At 71.8% G+C, this 16,135-nt stretch carries 14 protein-coding genes; 9 read left to right on the forward strand and 5 right to left on the reverse strand.

Annotated features, from left to right (window positions below):
- Window positions 1-59: 59 nt before the first annotated feature.
- Together ACQSSQ_RS04810 and ACQSSQ_RS04815 are read right to left on the reverse strand one after the other, a co-directional pair.
- Complete coding sequence (locus ACQSSQ_RS04810; protein ID WP_431325893.1) at window positions 60-2,450, reverse strand: phosphoketolase family protein; 2,391 nt, start codon at window positions 2,448-2,450, stop codon at window positions 60-62.
- Window positions 2,447-3,694, reverse strand: coding sequence for an acetate/propionate family kinase (locus ACQSSQ_RS04815; protein WP_431325894.1), 1,248 nt, complete (start codon window positions 3,692-3,694; stop codon window positions 2,447-2,449). The genes ACQSSQ_RS04810 and ACQSSQ_RS04815 overlap by 4 nt, the downstream gene beginning before the upstream one ends.
- Window positions 3,695-3,867: 173 nt before the next feature.
- On the opposite strand from ACQSSQ_RS04815, the gene ACQSSQ_RS04820 reads away from it, so the two are divergent.
- The 9 genes from ACQSSQ_RS04820 (at window position 3,868) to ACQSSQ_RS04860 (ending at window position 12,095) form a co-directional block, all read left to right on the forward strand.
- Entirely contained in the window at window positions 3,868-4,440 is a 573-nt protein-coding gene (locus ACQSSQ_RS04820) for a YflT domain-containing protein (RefSeq protein ID WP_431325895.1), read from the forward strand.
- Window positions 4,437-5,495 carry a DUF2332 domain-containing protein gene (locus ACQSSQ_RS04825; protein ID WP_431325896.1) on the forward strand — a complete coding sequence of 353 codons (1,059 nt, stop codon included), beginning with the start codon at window positions 4,437-4,439 and terminating at the stop codon, window positions 5,493-5,495. The genes ACQSSQ_RS04820 and ACQSSQ_RS04825 overlap by 4 nt, the downstream gene beginning before the upstream one ends.
- Before the next feature lie 10 nt (window positions 5,496-5,505).
- Window positions 5,506-6,075 (forward strand): histidine phosphatase family protein, encoded by a 570-nt coding sequence (locus ACQSSQ_RS04830; protein WP_431325897.1) that lies wholly within the window; start codon window positions 5,506-5,508, stop codon window positions 6,073-6,075.
- Between the two features lie 15 nt (window positions 6,076-6,090).
- Window positions 6,091-7,269: a cation:proton antiporter gene (locus ACQSSQ_RS04835; RefSeq protein WP_431325898.1), complete on the forward strand. Its 1,179-nt coding sequence runs from the start codon at window positions 6,091-6,093 to the stop codon at window positions 7,267-7,269.
- Between the two features lie 81 nt (window positions 7,270-7,350).
- Window positions 7,351-7,890, forward strand: a complete 540-nt coding sequence (locus ACQSSQ_RS04840; protein ID WP_431325899.1) for a MaoC family dehydratase — start codon at window positions 7,351-7,353, stop codon at window positions 7,888-7,890.
- Between the two features lie 58 nt (window positions 7,891-7,948).
- Entirely contained in the window at window positions 7,949-8,398 is a 450-nt protein-coding gene (locus ACQSSQ_RS04845; protein WP_431325900.1) for a MarR family winged helix-turn-helix transcriptional regulator, read from the forward strand.
- Between the two features lie 12 nt (window positions 8,399-8,410).
- The gene (locus tag ACQSSQ_RS04850; protein ID WP_431325901.1) at window positions 8,411-10,030 is read left to right on the forward strand and encodes a DHA2 family efflux MFS transporter permease subunit; all 1,620 of its coding nucleotides are present in this window, start codon (window positions 8,411-8,413) and stop codon (window positions 10,028-10,030) included.
- Window positions 10,031-10,193: 163 nt separating this feature from the next.
- Window positions 10,194-11,036 (forward strand): PHP domain-containing protein, encoded by an 843-nt coding sequence (locus ACQSSQ_RS04855; RefSeq protein WP_431325902.1) that lies wholly within the window; start codon window positions 10,194-10,196, stop codon window positions 11,034-11,036.
- A gap of 153 nt (window positions 11,037-11,189) precedes the next feature.
- Window positions 11,190-12,095 (forward strand): hypothetical protein, encoded by a 906-nt coding sequence (locus ACQSSQ_RS04860; protein ID WP_431325903.1) that lies wholly within the window; start codon window positions 11,190-11,192, stop codon window positions 12,093-12,095.
- Window positions 12,096-12,120: 25 nt separating this feature from the next.
- Here ACQSSQ_RS04860 and ACQSSQ_RS04865 read toward each other — a convergent pair whose 3' ends face one another.
- The 3 genes from ACQSSQ_RS04865 to ACQSSQ_RS04875 form a co-directional block, all read right to left on the reverse strand.
- Entirely contained in the window at window positions 12,121-13,089 is a 969-nt protein-coding gene (locus tag ACQSSQ_RS04865; RefSeq protein ID WP_431325904.1) for a sulfotransferase family protein, read from the reverse strand.
- A 103-nt stretch (window positions 13,090-13,192) separates the two neighbouring features.
- On the reverse strand, window positions 13,193-14,593 hold the full coding sequence (locus ACQSSQ_RS04870) for a YlbE family protein (protein ID WP_431325905.1): 1,401 nt from the start codon (window positions 14,591-14,593) through the stop codon (window positions 13,193-13,195).
- Window positions 14,590-16,122, reverse strand: coding sequence for an AllF/FdrA family protein (locus ACQSSQ_RS04875; protein ID WP_431325906.1), 1,533 nt, complete (start codon window positions 16,120-16,122; stop codon window positions 14,590-14,592). Before ACQSSQ_RS04875 ends, ACQSSQ_RS04870 begins: the two co-directional genes overlap by 4 nt.
- Window positions 16,123-16,135: the final 13 nt, after the last annotated feature.

Here is a 16,135-nt window from a genome sequence, read left to right on the forward strand (position 1 = left end):
GGCTCCCACACCGCGCGACGGTGCGGCGCAGCGGGTGACCCGCGTCCTCCCGGGAGGGGTCAGCTCGTCGGCTTCAGGACCCAGTCCTTGACCTCCGGCATGTCCTCCAGGTGCTCGCGCACGTAGCGGTGGTGCTTCTCCAGCATCTGCGCGCAGTACTCGCGCAGCTCCTGCGCCCCCGCCGGCGTCGCCTTGGTGTTGTTGAGCACGTCCACCACGAGCTGGTAGCGCGACATCTCGTTCAGCACCGTCATGTCGAACGGTGTCGTCGTCGTGCCCTGCTCGATGAACCCCCGCACGTGGAACCGGTCGGCGATCGGACGGCCGTGCACGAGCTTGTGGATCGCGCCGTGGTAGCCGTGGAACGCGAACAGCACGTCCACGTCCTCGGTGAACAGCGCGGCGAACTCGGACTCGGACATCCCGTGCGGGTGGTCCTTCTGGCGCGGCAGCGTCATGAGGTCCACGACGTTGACGACCCGAAGCGTGAGGTCGGGCACCCACTCCTTCAGCAGCTGCGCCGCGGCGACCGTCTCCGCCGTCGGGACGTCCCCCGCGCACGCGAGCACGATGTCGGGCTTCTTCGAGCCGTCGTCGTTGCCTGCCCAGTCCCAGATCCCGGCGCCCTTCGCACAGTGCTCCGTCGCCTCGTCGATCGTGAGGTACTGAAGGTGGGGCTGCTTGTCGATCGCGATGACGTTGACGTACGACTTCGACCGGAAGCAGTGGTCGGCGACGGAGAGCAGGCAGTTGGCGTCCGGCGGGAGGTAGACACGCGCCACGGCCGCGCGCATGTTGAGCACGACGTTGATGAGCCCCGGCCCCTGGTGCGAGAAGCCGTTGTGGTCGTTGCGCCACGTGGTGGACGTCAGCAGGATGTTGAGGCTCGGCACCTTCGCGCGCCACGAGAGGTGGTTCGCCTCCTCCAGCCACTTCGCGTGCTGGACCGTCATCGACGCGCTCACCATCGCGAACGACTCGTACGTCGCGAAGAGTCCGTGCCGACCCGTCAGGTTGTAGCCCTCGAGCCAGCCCTGACAGCTGTGCTCGCTGAGGACCTCCATGACGCGGCCGTTGCGGGAGAGCTTCTCGTCGTCCGGCGTGATGCGCTCCATGAACGCGCGGTCGCTGGCGTCGAAGACCGCACCGAGCCGGTTGGAGTTGGTCTCGTCGGGGCAGTACAGCCGGAAGGTGTCGGGGTTGTCCCGGTAGATGTCGGCCATCATCGCGCCGAGGACGCGGGTGTTCTCGAAGCGTGTGGCCGCAGGTGAGGGGACCTCGATGCCGTAGTCGGCGAACGGTCGCAGCTCCAGGTCCTTCGTGAGCAGACCGCCGTTGGCCGCCGGGTTGGCGCTCATCCGCAGGTCACCCTCGGGGTTGTTCGCCAGGATCTCGTCCGACGGCTTGCCGCCCGGGAAGAGCTCGTCGGGCCCGTACGACCTCAGCCACTCCTCGAGCATCTGAAGGTGCTCGGGGTTCTCGCGGACTCCCGACAGCGGCACCTGGTGCGCACGCCAGGTGCCTTCGATCATGCGGCCGTCGACCTCCTTCGGGCCGGTCCAGCCCTTGGGCGTCCGCAGCACGATCATCGGCCACGTCGGCATCTCGCCGTCCCAGCCGCCGCCGCGGGCCGCGTCCTGGATCGCCTTGATCTTCCCGTACGCCTCGGCGAGCGCGGCGGCGAAGCGGTGGTGCATGCCGGGAAGGTCGTCACCCTCGACCTCGATCACGTCGTACCCGTAGCCCGTGAAGAGGTCGCGTACCTGCTCGGGAGGCTTGCGTCCGAGCACCGTCGGGCTCGCGATCTTGCCGTCGTTCAGGTGCAGGACGGGGAGCACGGCGCCGTCGTGCTCGGGGTTGAGGAACGAGATCCCCTTCCACGAACCCGACAACGGACCCGTCTCGGCCTCGCCGTCGCCCACGATGGCCACCGCCAGGAGATCGGGGTTGTCGAAGACCGCGCCGAACGCGTGGACCAGCACGTAACCCAGCTCGCCGCCCTCGTGGATCGACCCGGGGGTCGTCACCGACACGTGGCTCGGGATCCCGCCGGGGGTGGAGAACTGACGGCACAGCCGCGTGAGCCCGTCGGAGTCCAGCGAGACCTCGGGGTAGATCTCCGAGTACGTTCCCTCGAGGTAGCCCGCGGCGACGAGCGCGGGTCCGCCGTGGCCCGGTCCCGACAGGTAGATCGCGGACTGCCCGGTGTGCTGGATCAGGCGGTTCATGTGGGCGTAGACGAAGGACTGTCCGGGACTCGTGCCCCAGTGGCCGAGCAGGCGCGGTTTGATGTCGTCCGGCCTCAGCGGCTGCTGGAGGAGCACGTTGCTCTTGAGGTAGATCTGCGCGACGGTCAGGTAGTTGTTCGCGCGCCACCACGCGTCGAGCGCCGTGAGCTCCTCGTCGGTGGGGTTCGCGAGCTCGCCGGTGGCGGTGGTCGTCTCGGTCATGCGTGCTCCTTCGTCTCGGAGGGGTCTGGTGCCGGGGCCGGTCGTGCCGGGCTGCCCGTGCGCACCAGGGCGACGGTGTGGTGGGCGATCTCGGCCTCCTCGTCGGTGGGGACGACCGCGACGCGGATCGGTCCGTCACCGATCACGTGGCCCTCGTCGGGCACCTCACGCCCGTTGCGCTCGGCGTCGACCTCGATGCCGAGGTGCCCGAGCGGGTCGCACACCGCGGCCCGCAGCTCGGCGTCGTGCTCGCCGATGCCCGCGGTGAACACGACGGCGTGCACGCCAGGGACCGTGGCGAGGTAGGCGCCGACGTAGTGGCGGATGCGGTACGCCGCGAGGCTCACCGCGCGACGGGCATCCTCGTCGCCGGCGGCGGCACGGTCGCGGATGTTCGCCATGTCGGAGTCGCCGCCGAGGCCGAGCAGCCCGCTGCGTCGTTCGAGAAGCTGGGCGACGTCGTCCGGCGAGTAGCCGGCGCTCTGCAGCAGGTAGAGCACGGCCGAGGCGTCGAAGTCGCCGGCGCGGGTCCCCATGACGAGCCCCGACAGCGGCGTGAAGCCCATCGTCGTGTCGACGCTGCGGCCGCCGCGGACCGCCGTCATGGACGCGCCGTTGCCGAGGTGGCAGACGATGAGGTTGACCTCGGGCTCGGGGATGCCGAGCAGCGCCGCGGTGCGCCCCGTGACGTACTCGATCGACGTCCCGTGGAACCCGTACCGGCGCAGGCGGTGCTCGTGCGCGACGTCCTGCGGGATGGCGAAGGTGTACGCCTCCCAGGGGAGCGTCGCGTGGAAGGCGGTGTCGAACACCGCGACCTGCGGCAGGTCCGGGTCGCGCTCCTTCATCAGCCGCAGGCACTCGACGGCGACGGGGTTGTGCAGCGGTGCCAGCGACGACAGCGCGTCGATCTGCGCGAGGACGTCGTCGTCGACCACGACCGGCTGGCTGAACGTCGTCCCGCCGTGCACGACCCGGTGACCGACGCCGATCAGCCCGTCGAGCCGCGCGCCCACCTCGTCGAACCGGCCGAACATCGCAGCGATCGCGTCGGCGTACGACGCCCCGGGGAGCGGGCGCTCCTGCGCGGGCTCGCCCGTGGCCTGGAAGCGCAGCTTCGTCCCGTCGAGGCCGATCCGCGAGATCATCCCGCGCCCGAGCCGAGCGCCGCCGGCAGCGTCCCGAAGCTCGTACTTCAGCGACGACGACCCTGCATTGACGACGAGCACCGTCTCGTCCGGCATCGACTCTCCCTCCGGGCAGCCCAGCGGTGGCGCTCCGCGGCACCCTTCCGTGCCAGTCTGTCGTCGCCGGTGCCCGCGCGCACGTCGAGAGACGCGCCACGTCGCGGCGTGGAGAAAGGCGCCCGACTGCCGTTGTCACTAGGGTGAGCAGGAGTCGACGAGGAGGAATCCGGATGGTGCAGCAGCAGCGCAGGGAAGGCTTCACGCTGGAGTACCCGCAGCACCTGGCGTACTTCGACCAGTACGCCGAGGCGCAGCGCGCGGTGGACTATCTCTCCGACCAGCGCTTCCCGGTCGAGAACATCATGATCGTGGGCACCGACCTCAAGCAGGTCGAGCGTGTGACGGGGCGCCTCACGTGGGGCAAGGTCGCGGGATACGGCGCGGGCACGGGCGCGTGGTTCGGGCTCCTGCTCGGCCTGATCGTCGGCATCTTCGCCGAGCCCGGTCGTTGGCTCGCGGTGGTGCTGTCGGCGATCCTCATCGGACTCGTGTTCGGCATCATCTGGGGTCTGATCGGCTACGCCTTCACGGGTGGGCGCCGCGACTTCACCTCGATCTCGCAGGTGGTCGCCTCGCGGTACGAGCTCCTGGTCGAGCACAAGCTCCTGGCCGACGGGCAGCGTGTGCTGTCCGGGCTGATCCACCCCGCGACGCAGACGTCGGCCCAGACCGCTCCCCAGGCGCCGCCGGCCGCACCGCCGCAGCCTCCGACCCAGCCGCCGACCGCTCCGCCCGGGGCGTGAGCGGGCAGGGGATCTCGCGCGCGGCCGAGGCCCTGGACTGGCAGGCGAAGGTCTGCGGCCGCCTCGGCTCGCCGATGTACGCAGGGCTGCTCGCCGCGCTGGCGGGCGACGTGGTCGCCGGCGGTCCGACCCGGGCGGTGCTCGGTGACCTCGTCGCCGACGATGCCGAGCTGCCCCCGGTGCTGGGGCTGCGCGTGGTCGGTGGGCTGCACCGGCTCGTGCTCGACGGCGAGGCGCCCAGCCTCGAGGAGCACTATCCGAGCGTCGGTGGCCGGTGGGACCTCGCGGCGGCCTGGCCGTCCGTGCTCGCCGTCGTCGACCAGCACCGCGACGCGCTCCACCGGGCGCTCGACCTGACGCCGCAGACCAACGAGGTCGGGCGCTCAGCGGCGCTGATGGGCGGGCTGCTGCGCATCGCGGACCGGTTCGCCCTCCCCGTCCGCCTGGTCGAGATCGGCGCCAGCGCCGGCCTGAACCTGAGGGCGGACCACTTCCGGTTCGGCTCGCCGTCCGGATGGTGGGGTCCGCCGGACTCGCCCGTGGCGATGCCCGACGCGTGGGCGGGCCCGCGGCCTCCGGTCGATGCGCCGCTCGAGCTCGTCGAGCGACGAGGGTTCGACCTGGCTCCCCTCGACGTCTCACGCGCCGAGGACCGCCTCACCCTCGAGGCGTACACGTGGCCCGACATGACCGAGCGCCTCGCGCGGCTGCGGGCGGCCTGCGAGGTCGCCGCCGAGGTGCCGGCCGTGGTCGAGCAGCGCGGTGCCGCCGACGGGCTCGACGCGCTCGAGCTGGAGCAGGGGACGGCGACCGTGCTGTGGCACTCGGTCACCTGGATGTACCTCGCCGAGGCCGAGCGGGAGCGGATCGACGCCCGGGTCGCGGAGCTCGCGCAGGACGCCGGCCCTGACCGCGTCCTCGCCCGCGTGACGCTGGAGCCCGCCGACGAGGTCGCCGGCCCGTTCCCGGTGGTGCTCACGACGTGGCCGTTCGGCGAGGCGACCGTCATCGGGTCCGCCCCGCCGCACGGTCTGCCGACGACGTGGACCGGGTGAGGGGGACGACGTGAAGGCCGAGCTGTGGATGGTCCGCCACGGGCCGACCGAGTGGGCGCGCGACGGGCGGCACACGAGCCGTACCGACCTGCCGCTCCTCACCGACGGCGAGGACACGGCACGCGAGCTCGCACCGCGGCTGACCGGGTGCTCGTTCACGCTCGTCCTGACGAGCCCGCGCCTGCGCGCGCGACGGACGGCCGAGCTCGCCGGGTTCCCCGACGCCGAGGTCGAGCCGGACCTGGCGGAGTGGGACTACGGCGCGTACGAGGGCCTGACCACCCCCCAGATCCGGGAGGAGGTGCCGGGCTGGACCATCTGGTCGCGCGGTGCCGGTGCCGCCGGGGGCGAGACGGCCGACGACGTCGCGGCACGGCTCGACCGGGTCGTCGCGCGCGTACGTGCCGCGGACGGTCCCGTCCTGGTCTTCGGCCACGGGCACGCGCTGCGCGCTCTGGCCGCACGGTTCCTCGACGAGCCGGTACGGTTCGGAGCACGGCTCGCGCTCGACACGGCGACGCTCTCGGTGCTCGGCTACGAGCACGACACGGACCCGGTGATCGCGCGCTGGAACGCCTGACGCGAGGGGGCACGCGTGGAGTCGTTGTTCTGGATCATGCTCGCCGCCGCGGTGGCGCCGGTGATCGCTGCCGCGGTTCCGCGCAGGCTCGTCCCCGAGGTCGTCCTGCTGCTCGCCGGCGGCATGCTCATCGGGCCGTTCGGGCTCGACCTCGCCTCGGTGACCGCGCCGATCGACCTGCTCAACGAGCTGGGGCTCGGCATGCTCTTCCTCCTCGCCGGCTACGAGATCGAGGTCGACGAGCTGCGCGGAGAGGGCGGCCGGCGTGCGCTCGGGACGTGGCTGGTCTGCCTGGTCCTCGCCTTCGCCACCGTCTGGATCCTCGGCACCCGCGACGAACGCCACGCCGAGGTCGCGGTCGCGATCGCCCTGACCTCGACCGCGCTCGGCACGCTCCTGCCGATCCTCAAGGACATGCACCTCATGGGGACGCCGTTCGGGCGGACGGTCGTCAACCACGGGACCTTCGGCGAGCTGGGGCCGGTGGTCGCGATGGCGATCTTGCTGGGCGTCAGGGGCCCGGAGGAGTCGCTGGTGACCCTCGTGGTCTTCGTCGGTGCCGCGATCCTCGTCGCGGCGGTGCCGACGCGGCTCGTCCCGAGGGCCACGATCGTGCCGGGGCTCGTCCGGGCCGGCGCCGAGACGACGGCGCAGACGACGGTCCGGTTCACCGTGCTCCTGCTCGTGTCGCTGAGCGCGCTGGCGGTGGTGTTCGAGCTGGACACCATCCTCGCCGCGTTCGCGGCGGGCTTCATCCTCCGGCGGGTGCTTCCCGGCGGTGACGAGCGGCTCGAGACGAAGCTCGACGGTCTCGCGTTCGGGTTCCTCATCCCGATCTTCTTCGTGACGTCGGGGATGGGGATCGATCCCGCGGCGATCGCCGACGCCCCGCTGACCCTGGTGGCGTTCGTGCTGCTCATCCTTCTCGTCCGTGGTGGGCCGGTGCTGATCGCCACGCTGCGGCAGCGCGAGCCCGACGGGTCGCCCAGCTTCGACCGGCGCGACTCCGTGCGCGTCGCGCTGTGGGCATCGACCGGGCTCCCTCTGATCGTCGCCGTCACGGCCGTCGCCGTCGACGCGGGCGAGATGTCCGCCGAGACGGCGTCCGTCCTGGTCGCGGGCGGTGCCGTCACCGTCCTCCTGCTGCCGATGACGGCGACGCTGCTGGAGCGTTCGCATGTGACCCGCCGGTAGGTTCGCGCTCCCGGTCGGTCATGATGACAGGCGCACCGCCCCACGCACGACGATCGATCAGCACAGACACGAGGAGTTCCCATGCAGTTCGGCCGCAGCTACGAGGAGTTCGAGGTCGGCGCGACCTACAAGCACTGGCCCGGGAAGACGGTCACCGAGTACGACGACCACCTCTTCTGCCTGCTGACGATGAACCACCACCCGCTCCACATGGACGTGAACTACGCCGAGAAGACGACGCAGTTCGGCAAGAACGTGGTCGTCGGCAACTACGTCTACTCGATCCTGCTCGGCATGAGCGTGCCGGACATCTCCGGCAAGGCCATCGCGAACCTCGAGATCGAGTCGCTGCGTCACGTCGCCCCGACCTTCCACGGCGACACCCTGTACGGCGAGACGACCGTCCTGGACAAGTGGGAGAGCACCTCGAAGGACGACCGCGGCGTCGTCCACGTCGAGACGATCGGCTACAACCAGGACGGCAAGGTCGTCTGCATCTTCCGCCGCAAGGTGATGGTGCCGAAGGAGAACCACCTCGAGGCGCGCGGCGGAGAGCAGCCCGGGCGCCCCGTGCCGCAGCCGGACAAGAACTGGTCCGGACCTGCCCCCGTCGTGGAGTGATGTACGTCACGCAATAATCGCTTTCGCGCAACACTTGCGTGCGCGTTAGTATTTTCCGGTGACCACACCGGAGTCTGTCTGCAGCCACCTGGAGGAGTTCTTCCTCCAGGTGGCTGCGTGCTGCGAGGAGGAGGGCATCGATGCCTTCGTCGAGCGCGAGCTCACCGCGACGCAGGCGCGCACCCTGCTCGTGATCTCCTCGCGCCCGCAGCACACGCAGATCAGCGACCTCGCCCGCGCCATCGGCATCTCCGTGGCCGCCGCAGGTCGTGCCGTCGACCAGCTCGTCGGCATGGGCCTCGTCGGACGCTCCGAGTGCGAGAAGGACCGCCGTGTGCGTGTGGTCACCCTGACCGACGAGGGACGTGAGCTCGTCGGCAGCCAGCTGAAGGCCAAGCGCGCTGCGCTCAGAGAAATCGTTGGCGGGTTGTCGGACCCGACACGTAGCCTTCTTGATCGCGCGCTACGAGCCGCGATCGCCGAACGCCAGCCCAACACCCCCGGGTAAGGACCCTTCTTCATGAGTCAAGACATCCAGACGCCGACCGGCGGACCTGGTCCCGACAACCCGTCGGCCGACGGCGACAAGCTCGACGCGGCCGTCCTCAAGGTGGCCGGCGTGGTCGTGCTCGGCGCGATCATGTCGATCCTCGACATCACGGTCGTCAGCGTCGCGCTGCCGACCTTCCAGACCGAGTTCGACGCGACCTACGCCGAGGTCGCCTGGACGATGACGGCCTACACCCTCGCGCTCGCGACGGTGATCCCGCTGACCGGGTGGGCGGCCGACCGCTTCGGCACCAAGCGTCTCTACATGACGGCCCTGGCGCTCTTCACCGCCGGCTCCGTGCTCTGCAGCCTGGCCGGCGGCATCACCGAGCTGGTCGCGTTCCGCGTGGTCCAGGGCCTCGGTGGCGGCATGCTGATGCCGCTGGGCATGACGATCATGACCCGCGCCGCGGGTCCGCACCGGATCGGTCGCGTGATGGCCGTCCTGGGCATCCCGATGCTGCTCGGCCCGATTGCCGGCCCGATCCTCGGCGGCTGGCTGATCGAGAGCTTCACCTGGCACTGGATCTTCCTGATCAACCTCCCGATCGGCATCATCGCGCTGGTGTACGCGTGGCGCGTCCTGCCCAAGGACTCGCCGGAGCCGTCGGAGTCGTTCGACTGGACGGGCATGATCCTGCTCTCGCCGGGCCTCGCCCTCTTCCTCTACGGCGTCTCCTCGATCCCGGAGGAGGGCACGATCTGGGCGACCAAGGTGCTCGTCACGGCCGCGATCGGTGCGGTCCTCATCGTGGCCTTCGTGTTCCACGCCTTCCGGCCGGAGCACCCGCTGGTCGACCTGCGGCTCTTCAAGCACCGCAACCTCACGGTCGCCGTGATCACGATGGCGTTCTTCGCGATCGCGTTCTTCGGGGCGAGCATCCTGTTCGCCGCCTACTTCCTGCAGGTGCGCGGTGAGTCGACCCTGATGGCCGGCGTGCTGCTGGTTCCCCAGGGGCTCGGCGCGATGATCATGATGCCGGTCGGCGGTGCGCTCGTGGACCGCATCGGCCCCGGCAAGGTCGTGCTCACCGGGCTGGTGCTGACCACGGTCGGCATGGCGGGCTTCACCCAGGTCGCTGCGGACACGTCCTACTGGCTCCTGCTGAGCGCCCTGTTCGTCATGGGGCTGGGCATGGGTCTCACGATGATGCCGACGATGACCGCGGCGCTCGCGACGCTGACCGACCACACGATCGCCCGTGGGTCGACCCTGATGAACATCATCCAGCAGGTCGCGGCGTCGATCGGCACGGCGGTGTTCTCGGTGGTCCTGACCAACCAGCTCAAGAGCGGCGAGAAGCTCGGAGACCTTCTCCAGCTGCCGCCGGGCACGCCGAGCGAGATCACCGACGCGTCGCTCGCCAACGCGGCGATCGGCTCGCGCAGCGTCCCGGAGCTGTTCGACATGCTCTCGGGTGCCGGGCTCCTGCAGCGCGGTTTCGCCGAGGCGGCCGACGCCTTCGGTGTGGCGTTCACGCTGGCGACGATCCTGATCGGCCTGACCCTCATCCCCGCGTTCTTCCTCCCGCGCAAGCGGATCGAGCGCGAGACCGAGGGCGAGTCGCAGGTCCCGGTGGTCATGCACTGATCGGGATCTGAGTCCCACGCTTCGGCGGTGGGTCTGCTGTCACTGGACGGGGGTCGGTGGCGGCGGGCTCACCGCCGTCGTCTTTTGCGGGGCGTCGCCCGCGACGCCGACGCGTGGACGACGGCGCAGGCCGACCGACGGTGACGCCGGTAGCCTGAACCGCGTGCTCATCGACCTCCACACGCACTCGCGTCGTTCGGACGGCACGGACAGCCCGACCGAGCTCGTCGAGAACGCGGCGCGAGCCGGTCTCGACGTCGTCGCGCTGACCGACCACGACGCGATGACAGGGTGGGACGAGGCGCAGGCGGCCGCCGACCGGGTCGGGATCACGCTGGTGAAAGGGCTGGAGATCTCCTGCCGCCACCAGTACCGCGGCGTGCACCTCCTCGGCTACGAGCCCGATCCGACGTACGCGCCGCTCCTCGACGAGCTCGAGCGGGTGCTCGGCGGGCGACAGGACCGCCTTCCGAAGACGATCGCCCGCCTCCAGGACCTCGGGATCCCGATCACCGAGGCGGACGTGCTCGCGGTCTCGGGCGACGCGGCGGCCACGGGGCGCCCGCACGTCGCCGACGCGCTCATCGCGCGGGGCGTCGTCGCGACGCGCGACGAGGCGTTCGAGCGCTACCTGATGCCGGGACGACCGGCGTACGTCGACCGCTACGCCGCCGACCTCGAGAACATGATCGGGCTGCTGGTGGCTGCGGGCGGTCGGCCGGTGATCGCGCACCCGTGGACGCGTCAGAGCCGGAAGGTGCTCACCGCCGAGGTGATCGCGGGGCTCGTCGACGTCGGGCTGGTCGGGCTCGAGGTCGACCACAACGACCACGACGCGGACACCCGGACGCGCCTGCGGGCGATCGCGGGCGAGCTCGACCTCGTGGTCACGGGCTCCAGCGACTACCACGGGACGGGCAAGATCGGGTACGACCTCGGAGTCAACACGACCGCCCCCGAGCAGGCCGCCCGCCTCCTCGAGGACCGCGTCGCCCTCTTCCGCTGACCCCGGGTCACTTCCTGGCGTCGCCGGGTCGCTTCCTGGCGTCGCCGGGTCGCTTCCTGGCGGCCCCGGGTCACTTCCGCGCGTACGAGCCGAGCCACGCCGGGATGAGCGAAACCCGGGACCGAACTTGAGTTGGTTTGTAGACTTTCGGCCGTGAGCACCATCGTCGAACAGGTCCTGCCCCGCTTCGACGGCGCCGAGGTCGTCGTCGAAGCACCCGCTCCTGGCCCCGGCAACTGGGCCGGCGCGCCCTCCGCGATCTACGCCGAGGACGCGTTCTGGCTGGCCTACCGGGTCCGCCGTCCGATCGACGCCGGGCGTGGGGTGAGCGTCGTGGTCGCGCGCTCCGAGGACGGGCTCCTGTTCGAGCAGGTCGCCGAGATCTGGCGCGACGACTTCGGTGCCGAGTCGTTCGAACGCCCGGCGCTGGTGCACCTCGGTGACGAGGGGTGGCGCGTCTACCTCAGCTGCGCGACCCCGGGTTCGAAGCACTGGTGGATCGAGGCCGTCGACGCGTCGACGCCGAAGGGACTCGCCGACGGGCGCCGTACGATCGTGCTCCCCGGCGACGACACGGTCGGGGTCAAGGACCCGGTCGTGCTCCACGACGAGGACGGATGGCACCTGTGGGTGTGCTGCCACCCGTTGGACGTGCCGGGCGCCGAGGATCGCATGACGACCCGCTACGCCACGAGCGCGGACGGCCTCACCTGGGTCGACCAGGGGGAGGTCCTCGCGCCGACACCCGGCAGCTGGGACGAGCGCGGCGCCAGGATCACCGCCGTCCTCGGCCGTGACCCGCTGACGGCGTTGTACGACGGTCGCGCCGACGCGGCGTCGAACTGGTTCGAGCGCACGGGCCTCGCGCAGGAGCGGGGGGTGCCGGGTCTGCTGGAGCCTGTCGGGGACGCTCCTGTGGCGTGGTCGCCGGAGTCCGACGGAGCGCTGCGGTACGTCGTGGCGGTCCCGCTGCCGGACGGCTCGACGCGCTTCTACTTCGAGGCGGCGCGCGCGGACGGTGCGCACGACCTCATGACGTCGGTCGCGGCAGCGCGCTGACCCGGCGACGCCAGAGAGTGACCCGTCAGGGGGTGACGCGGGAGGCGAACGCGCCCTTGCCCTCGGCGCCGCGCCAGTCGTCGAACCGCTGACCGGTCACCTTCTCGAGCAGGTCGATGTCGTCGAGGTAGGTCTCGACCAGGGCCGAGCGCGCCTCGCGGTCCAGCGTCGGGCGCGTCGTGTCGCCGCGCCACTGCATCGCCGACACGAGAGGCCGGCTCGCCCGGCGCCACACCTGCGGCGGAAGGTACGCGCCGGCGCGAGCCCCGACCCGTACGGCGCGCGCGGCCAGGTCCTGGACGGTGCCGGGCGCGACGTACGGCCGTGAGTTGTCGCGCGGGATCTCGGTGACCAGTCCGGGCTCGAGCCCGAGGAAGAGGCACACCCGGTCCAGCGTCGCGACCGGCGCCTGGACGAGGTCGCGGTAGCGCAGCACCAGGATCCGCTCGCCGTCGACGTGGCGGTAGAGGTCCTCCAGCTGTGCCCCGTACAGGCCGAGCCGCCGGTAGTGCCAGAACGGCGCCCACCCGGCGGCGATCCGCTCCTGCTCGCACCCGAACGCCTCCACGAAGTCGCTCACCGGCTCGAGGCCGTCGGACCACAGGTGCATCCAGTTCGAGTAGGCACGGTCGACCGGGTCCCGCACCACAGCGACCAGCTTCGCGTCGGGGAGCTCCTCCGCGATCCGGCGCCGGGCGTTGCGCAGGTAGAGGTAGAACGGCGTGCTCTCCAGCCGCACCGCGTCACCGGGTGCTCCGGCGAACAGCCCTTCGTAGTCCTCGCGCCGCCAGATCCACTCCTGCTGGCTGTGCGCGTCGCCCGGGCCGCGGTACGCCGGCGGCGGGGCGTCCGCGCACATGTAGTACTTCGGCTCCTTGGGGCGGCTCGAGAACACCTGCGGGTGCAGGGCGAGCGCGGCGTGCAGCGCGCTCGTCCCCGCCTTCGGTGCCCCGACCAGCAGGGCGTCCGGCTGAGGCGTTCGGAAGCTCCCCATGGCGCGATCGTAAGAACCGCTCCCGCAAAGGTCGAGAGTTTAGGTCAGGGGTGTCGGGGTACGCGGCGCCGCCGGCCCTCCGACGGCGCCGTACGCCGTCCGCTCAGGCCTTCACGGACCGATCCCGCGCGCGCTCGGCGAGGGCCGCCAGCGCCGCCGGGAAGATCTCCGCGGGCGGCGTCACGAGACCCGCGCCGACCTGCCCCGTACCGGCCACACGCCCTGCCATCCCGGTGTTGATCTGGGGCAGGATGCCCGTCCGGCAGACGCGCGTGACGTCGATCCCCGTCGGCGTGCCGGCGAACTCCAGGACCGGGATCGTCCAGCGCGGGTTCTCGGCCAACGTGATCTCGCCCATACGGCGGGTCGCCGCCAGCGCGTCGGGCACCGATCCGCCGACGAGCCGCACGATCGCGGGCGCGGTCGCCATCGCGAACCCGCCGATCCCCGCCGTCTCCGTGATCGCGGAGTCGCCGATGTCGGGGTTGGCGTCGTCGAGTCCGTACGACCCGAGGTAGAGGCCGTCGGCGATCTGGGCCGGGCCGGTGAACCACTGGTCGCCGGTGCCCGAGACCTGGATGCCGAAGTCGGTGCCGTTGCGCGCCATCGCCACGACCATCGTGGACCCCTCGATGCCGCGGGCGGCGTCGAGCGCGAGCTTGCAGGCGGGCATCGCGAGGTTGAGGAAGAAGTGGTCGTTGCCGCCGATGAACGCGACCGCGTCCGCGACGTCGCCCGCGCGCGACTCCGAGCGGATCATCGCGGGCACCAGGTCGCGCAGCAGCATGAGCGTGCCGGCGCGGTTGCGGTTGTGCGCCTCGTCGCCCATCTGCAGCATCTGGGCGAGGAGCGCCGTGACGTCGACCGGGCCGGCGGCGCGGACCGCGCGCTGCAGGACGGGGCCGAGCACGTCGGCCATCCAGCGCAGGCGCTCGAGCACGTCGGGGGAGTACGCGCCGTAGCGGAGCACCTTGCCCAGGCCCTCGTTCAGCGAGCAGTACGTCCGGGCGCCGGTGGCGGCGTCCTCGAGCACGAAGACCCACATCGACGGCGAGACGACGCCCGCCATCGGCCCGACGGCGTGGTGGTGGTGACAGGGGTCGAGCGTGTAGCCGGTGCCGGACTCGAACAGCGCGGCCGCCGCCTCCGGGTCGTCGACCAGCCCTTCGAAGGCGGCCGCGCCCATCAGCGCCCCACGCATCGGGCCGGAGGCTCGCTCCCACGTGATCGGGGGTCCGGCGTGGAGGAAGTCGCCGCGCGACAGCCCGAGCGCCTCGCTCGCCGGCAGCACGTCGACGAGCTGCGCCGTGACCCCGAGGTACGCCTCGACGGCCTTCTCGTTGGCGGCGGCGCGCAGCGGGTCGGCGGCGACGGTCGCGAGGTCGTCGGCGGTCCCCGGCATCGGAGGCTGCCAGTCGACCCGGCGGGCGGACACGGCTTGGTCCTCGACGGCGTCCGCGAGGAGGTCGGTGCCGACGGTGACGACGGTCGGGGCGGCGGTCATCGGGCATCTCCTGAGGTGGTGGCGGTCGGGACGGCGGCCTGGGCGACGAGGGCGACCGCATGGCGGGTGGCCTCGGCGTTGGAGGTGAAGACGTACGCGCCCGCGGCGGCGAGCACCTCGGCCTGGTTGTCGAGACCCTGCGGGTCCGCCGTGGTCCCGACGAGGGTCACCACGACGGGGAGGGTACGGCCCTGGTCGGCCGCCGCGCGGCGGGCGGCGGCGATCGCGGGGGCGAGCGCGCCGCCGGGGTCGGGCTCGGCGCCGTGACCGAGCACGACGTCGAGGAGGACGACGGCGGTCGCGGGGTCGTCGGCGGCCCGTTCGAGCGCGGCGAGGCGCAGCGTCGGGTCGATCATGGGGTGCGCCCGCCCGACGGTGAGCGCGTCGTCGCCGAAGTCGATCATCACGTGGCCCTCGCCGAGCTCTCCGTCGAGGACGGCGTGCGGGTCGAGGGCGAGATCGGCCTCCAGCGGGATGTTGCTGCGGATGCCGCCGAGCACCTCGGTCGCGATGAGCATCGCCTCGTCGCAGAGCGTCCCGCCGACGAACAGTCCCCGGACGAAGCCGGCTCGGCCCGCGTCCTCACGCTCGCCCCACCGCCGCCAGGGACGCGGCGTGACGCCGAGGGAGGCCAGCAGCGACTCGGTGCGAGCGGTCAGGTCGGTGCCCGGGGCCAGCAGCGCCGTCTCCACGGGGACGGACAGCGTCTCCGCGTACGCCGAGACGGCCTCGGCGACCTCGGGTGCGGGCGGCTTGGAGATGAGCACCACGTGCGTGGTCGACGGGTCGGCGTCCAGGCGCGCCAGCGCCGTACGGGTGGAACGTCCGCCGACCGCCGAGGACAGGTCCCGGCCACCGACGCCGAGCGCCGCGCTGACCCCGACGCCGGCCTGGTCGAGCAGCGCGAGGACCTGCTGGGTCCCGGTCCCCGACGCCGCGACGACGCCGACGGGTCCGGGCTGGACGACGTTGGCGAAGCCGAGGCCCACGCCGCCGACGACCGCCGTGCCGCAGTCGGGGCCCATCACGAGGACGTCGCGCCCCGCGGCGGCCTCCTTCAGCGCGATCTCCTGCTCGAGCGGGACGTTGTCGCTGAACAGCATCACGTCGTGACCGGCCTCGACCGCGTCCATCGCCTCGACGAACGCCGACGCTCCCGGCACCGACACGAGGACGACGGCGTCGCCCGGTGCGTCGCGCAGCGCGGAGCCCGTCGTCCGCGGCGGGGCCACACTGGAGTCACCGGCGGAGTCGGGACGGCGGCTCGCGTCCGCGAGCGCCGCGTCCACCGCGGCCAGCGCCTCCTCGAGCGACGCGCCGTCCAGCCGCAGCGCGACGACCATGTCGTTCGGGGTCGCCTCGGCGGGGACGTCGAACCCCATCGCGGCGAGCGTCTCGAGGTTCAGCCCGGTGGCCATCGCCACCTGGGCGTCGCTGACTCCCGCCGTCGCCGCCACCCGCTTGCTCACCTGCAGCAGGGTCACGGAGTCGGCGTAGGCGCCGGAGCGGACGTGTACGTGGTCGGTCATCGCTCTCCTTGGG

The sequence above is a fragment of the Mumia spirodelae genome, assembly GCF_050632745.1.
GTDB lineage: Bacteria > Actinomycetota > Actinomycetes > Propionibacteriales > Nocardioidaceae > Mumia.

Bases quoted from the DNA above. Each gene is read 5' to 3' on its own strand.
- ACQSSQ_RS04810 (WP_431325893.1), bottom strand. From the start codon at position 2,450: ATGACCGAGACGACCACCGCCACCGGCGAGCTCGCGAACCCCACCGAC.
- ACQSSQ_RS04815 (WP_431325894.1), bottom strand. From the start codon at position 3,694: ATGCCGGACGAGACGGTGCTCGTCGTCAATGCAGGGTCGTCGTCGCTG.
- ACQSSQ_RS04820 (WP_431325895.1), top strand. From the start codon at position 3,868: ATGGTGCAGCAGCAGCGCAGGGAAGGCTTCACGCTGGAGTACCCGCAG.
- ACQSSQ_RS04840 (WP_431325899.1), top strand. From the start codon at position 7,351: ATGCAGTTCGGCCGCAGCTACGAGGAGTTCGAGGTCGGCGCGACCTAC.
- ACQSSQ_RS04850 (WP_431325901.1), top strand. From the start codon at position 8,411: ATGAGTCAAGACATCCAGACGCCGACCGGCGGACCTGGTCCCGACAAC.
- ACQSSQ_RS04865 (WP_431325904.1), bottom strand. From the start codon at position 13,089: ATGGGGAGCTTCCGAACGCCTCAGCCGGACGCCCTGCTGGTCGGGGCA.
- ACQSSQ_RS04870 (WP_431325905.1), bottom strand. From the start codon at position 14,593: ATGACCGCCGCCCCGACCGTCGTCACCGTCGGCACCGACCTCCTCGCG.
- ACQSSQ_RS04875 (WP_431325906.1), bottom strand. From the start codon at position 16,122: ATGACCGACCACGTACACGTCCGCTCCGGCGCCTACGCCGACTCCGTG.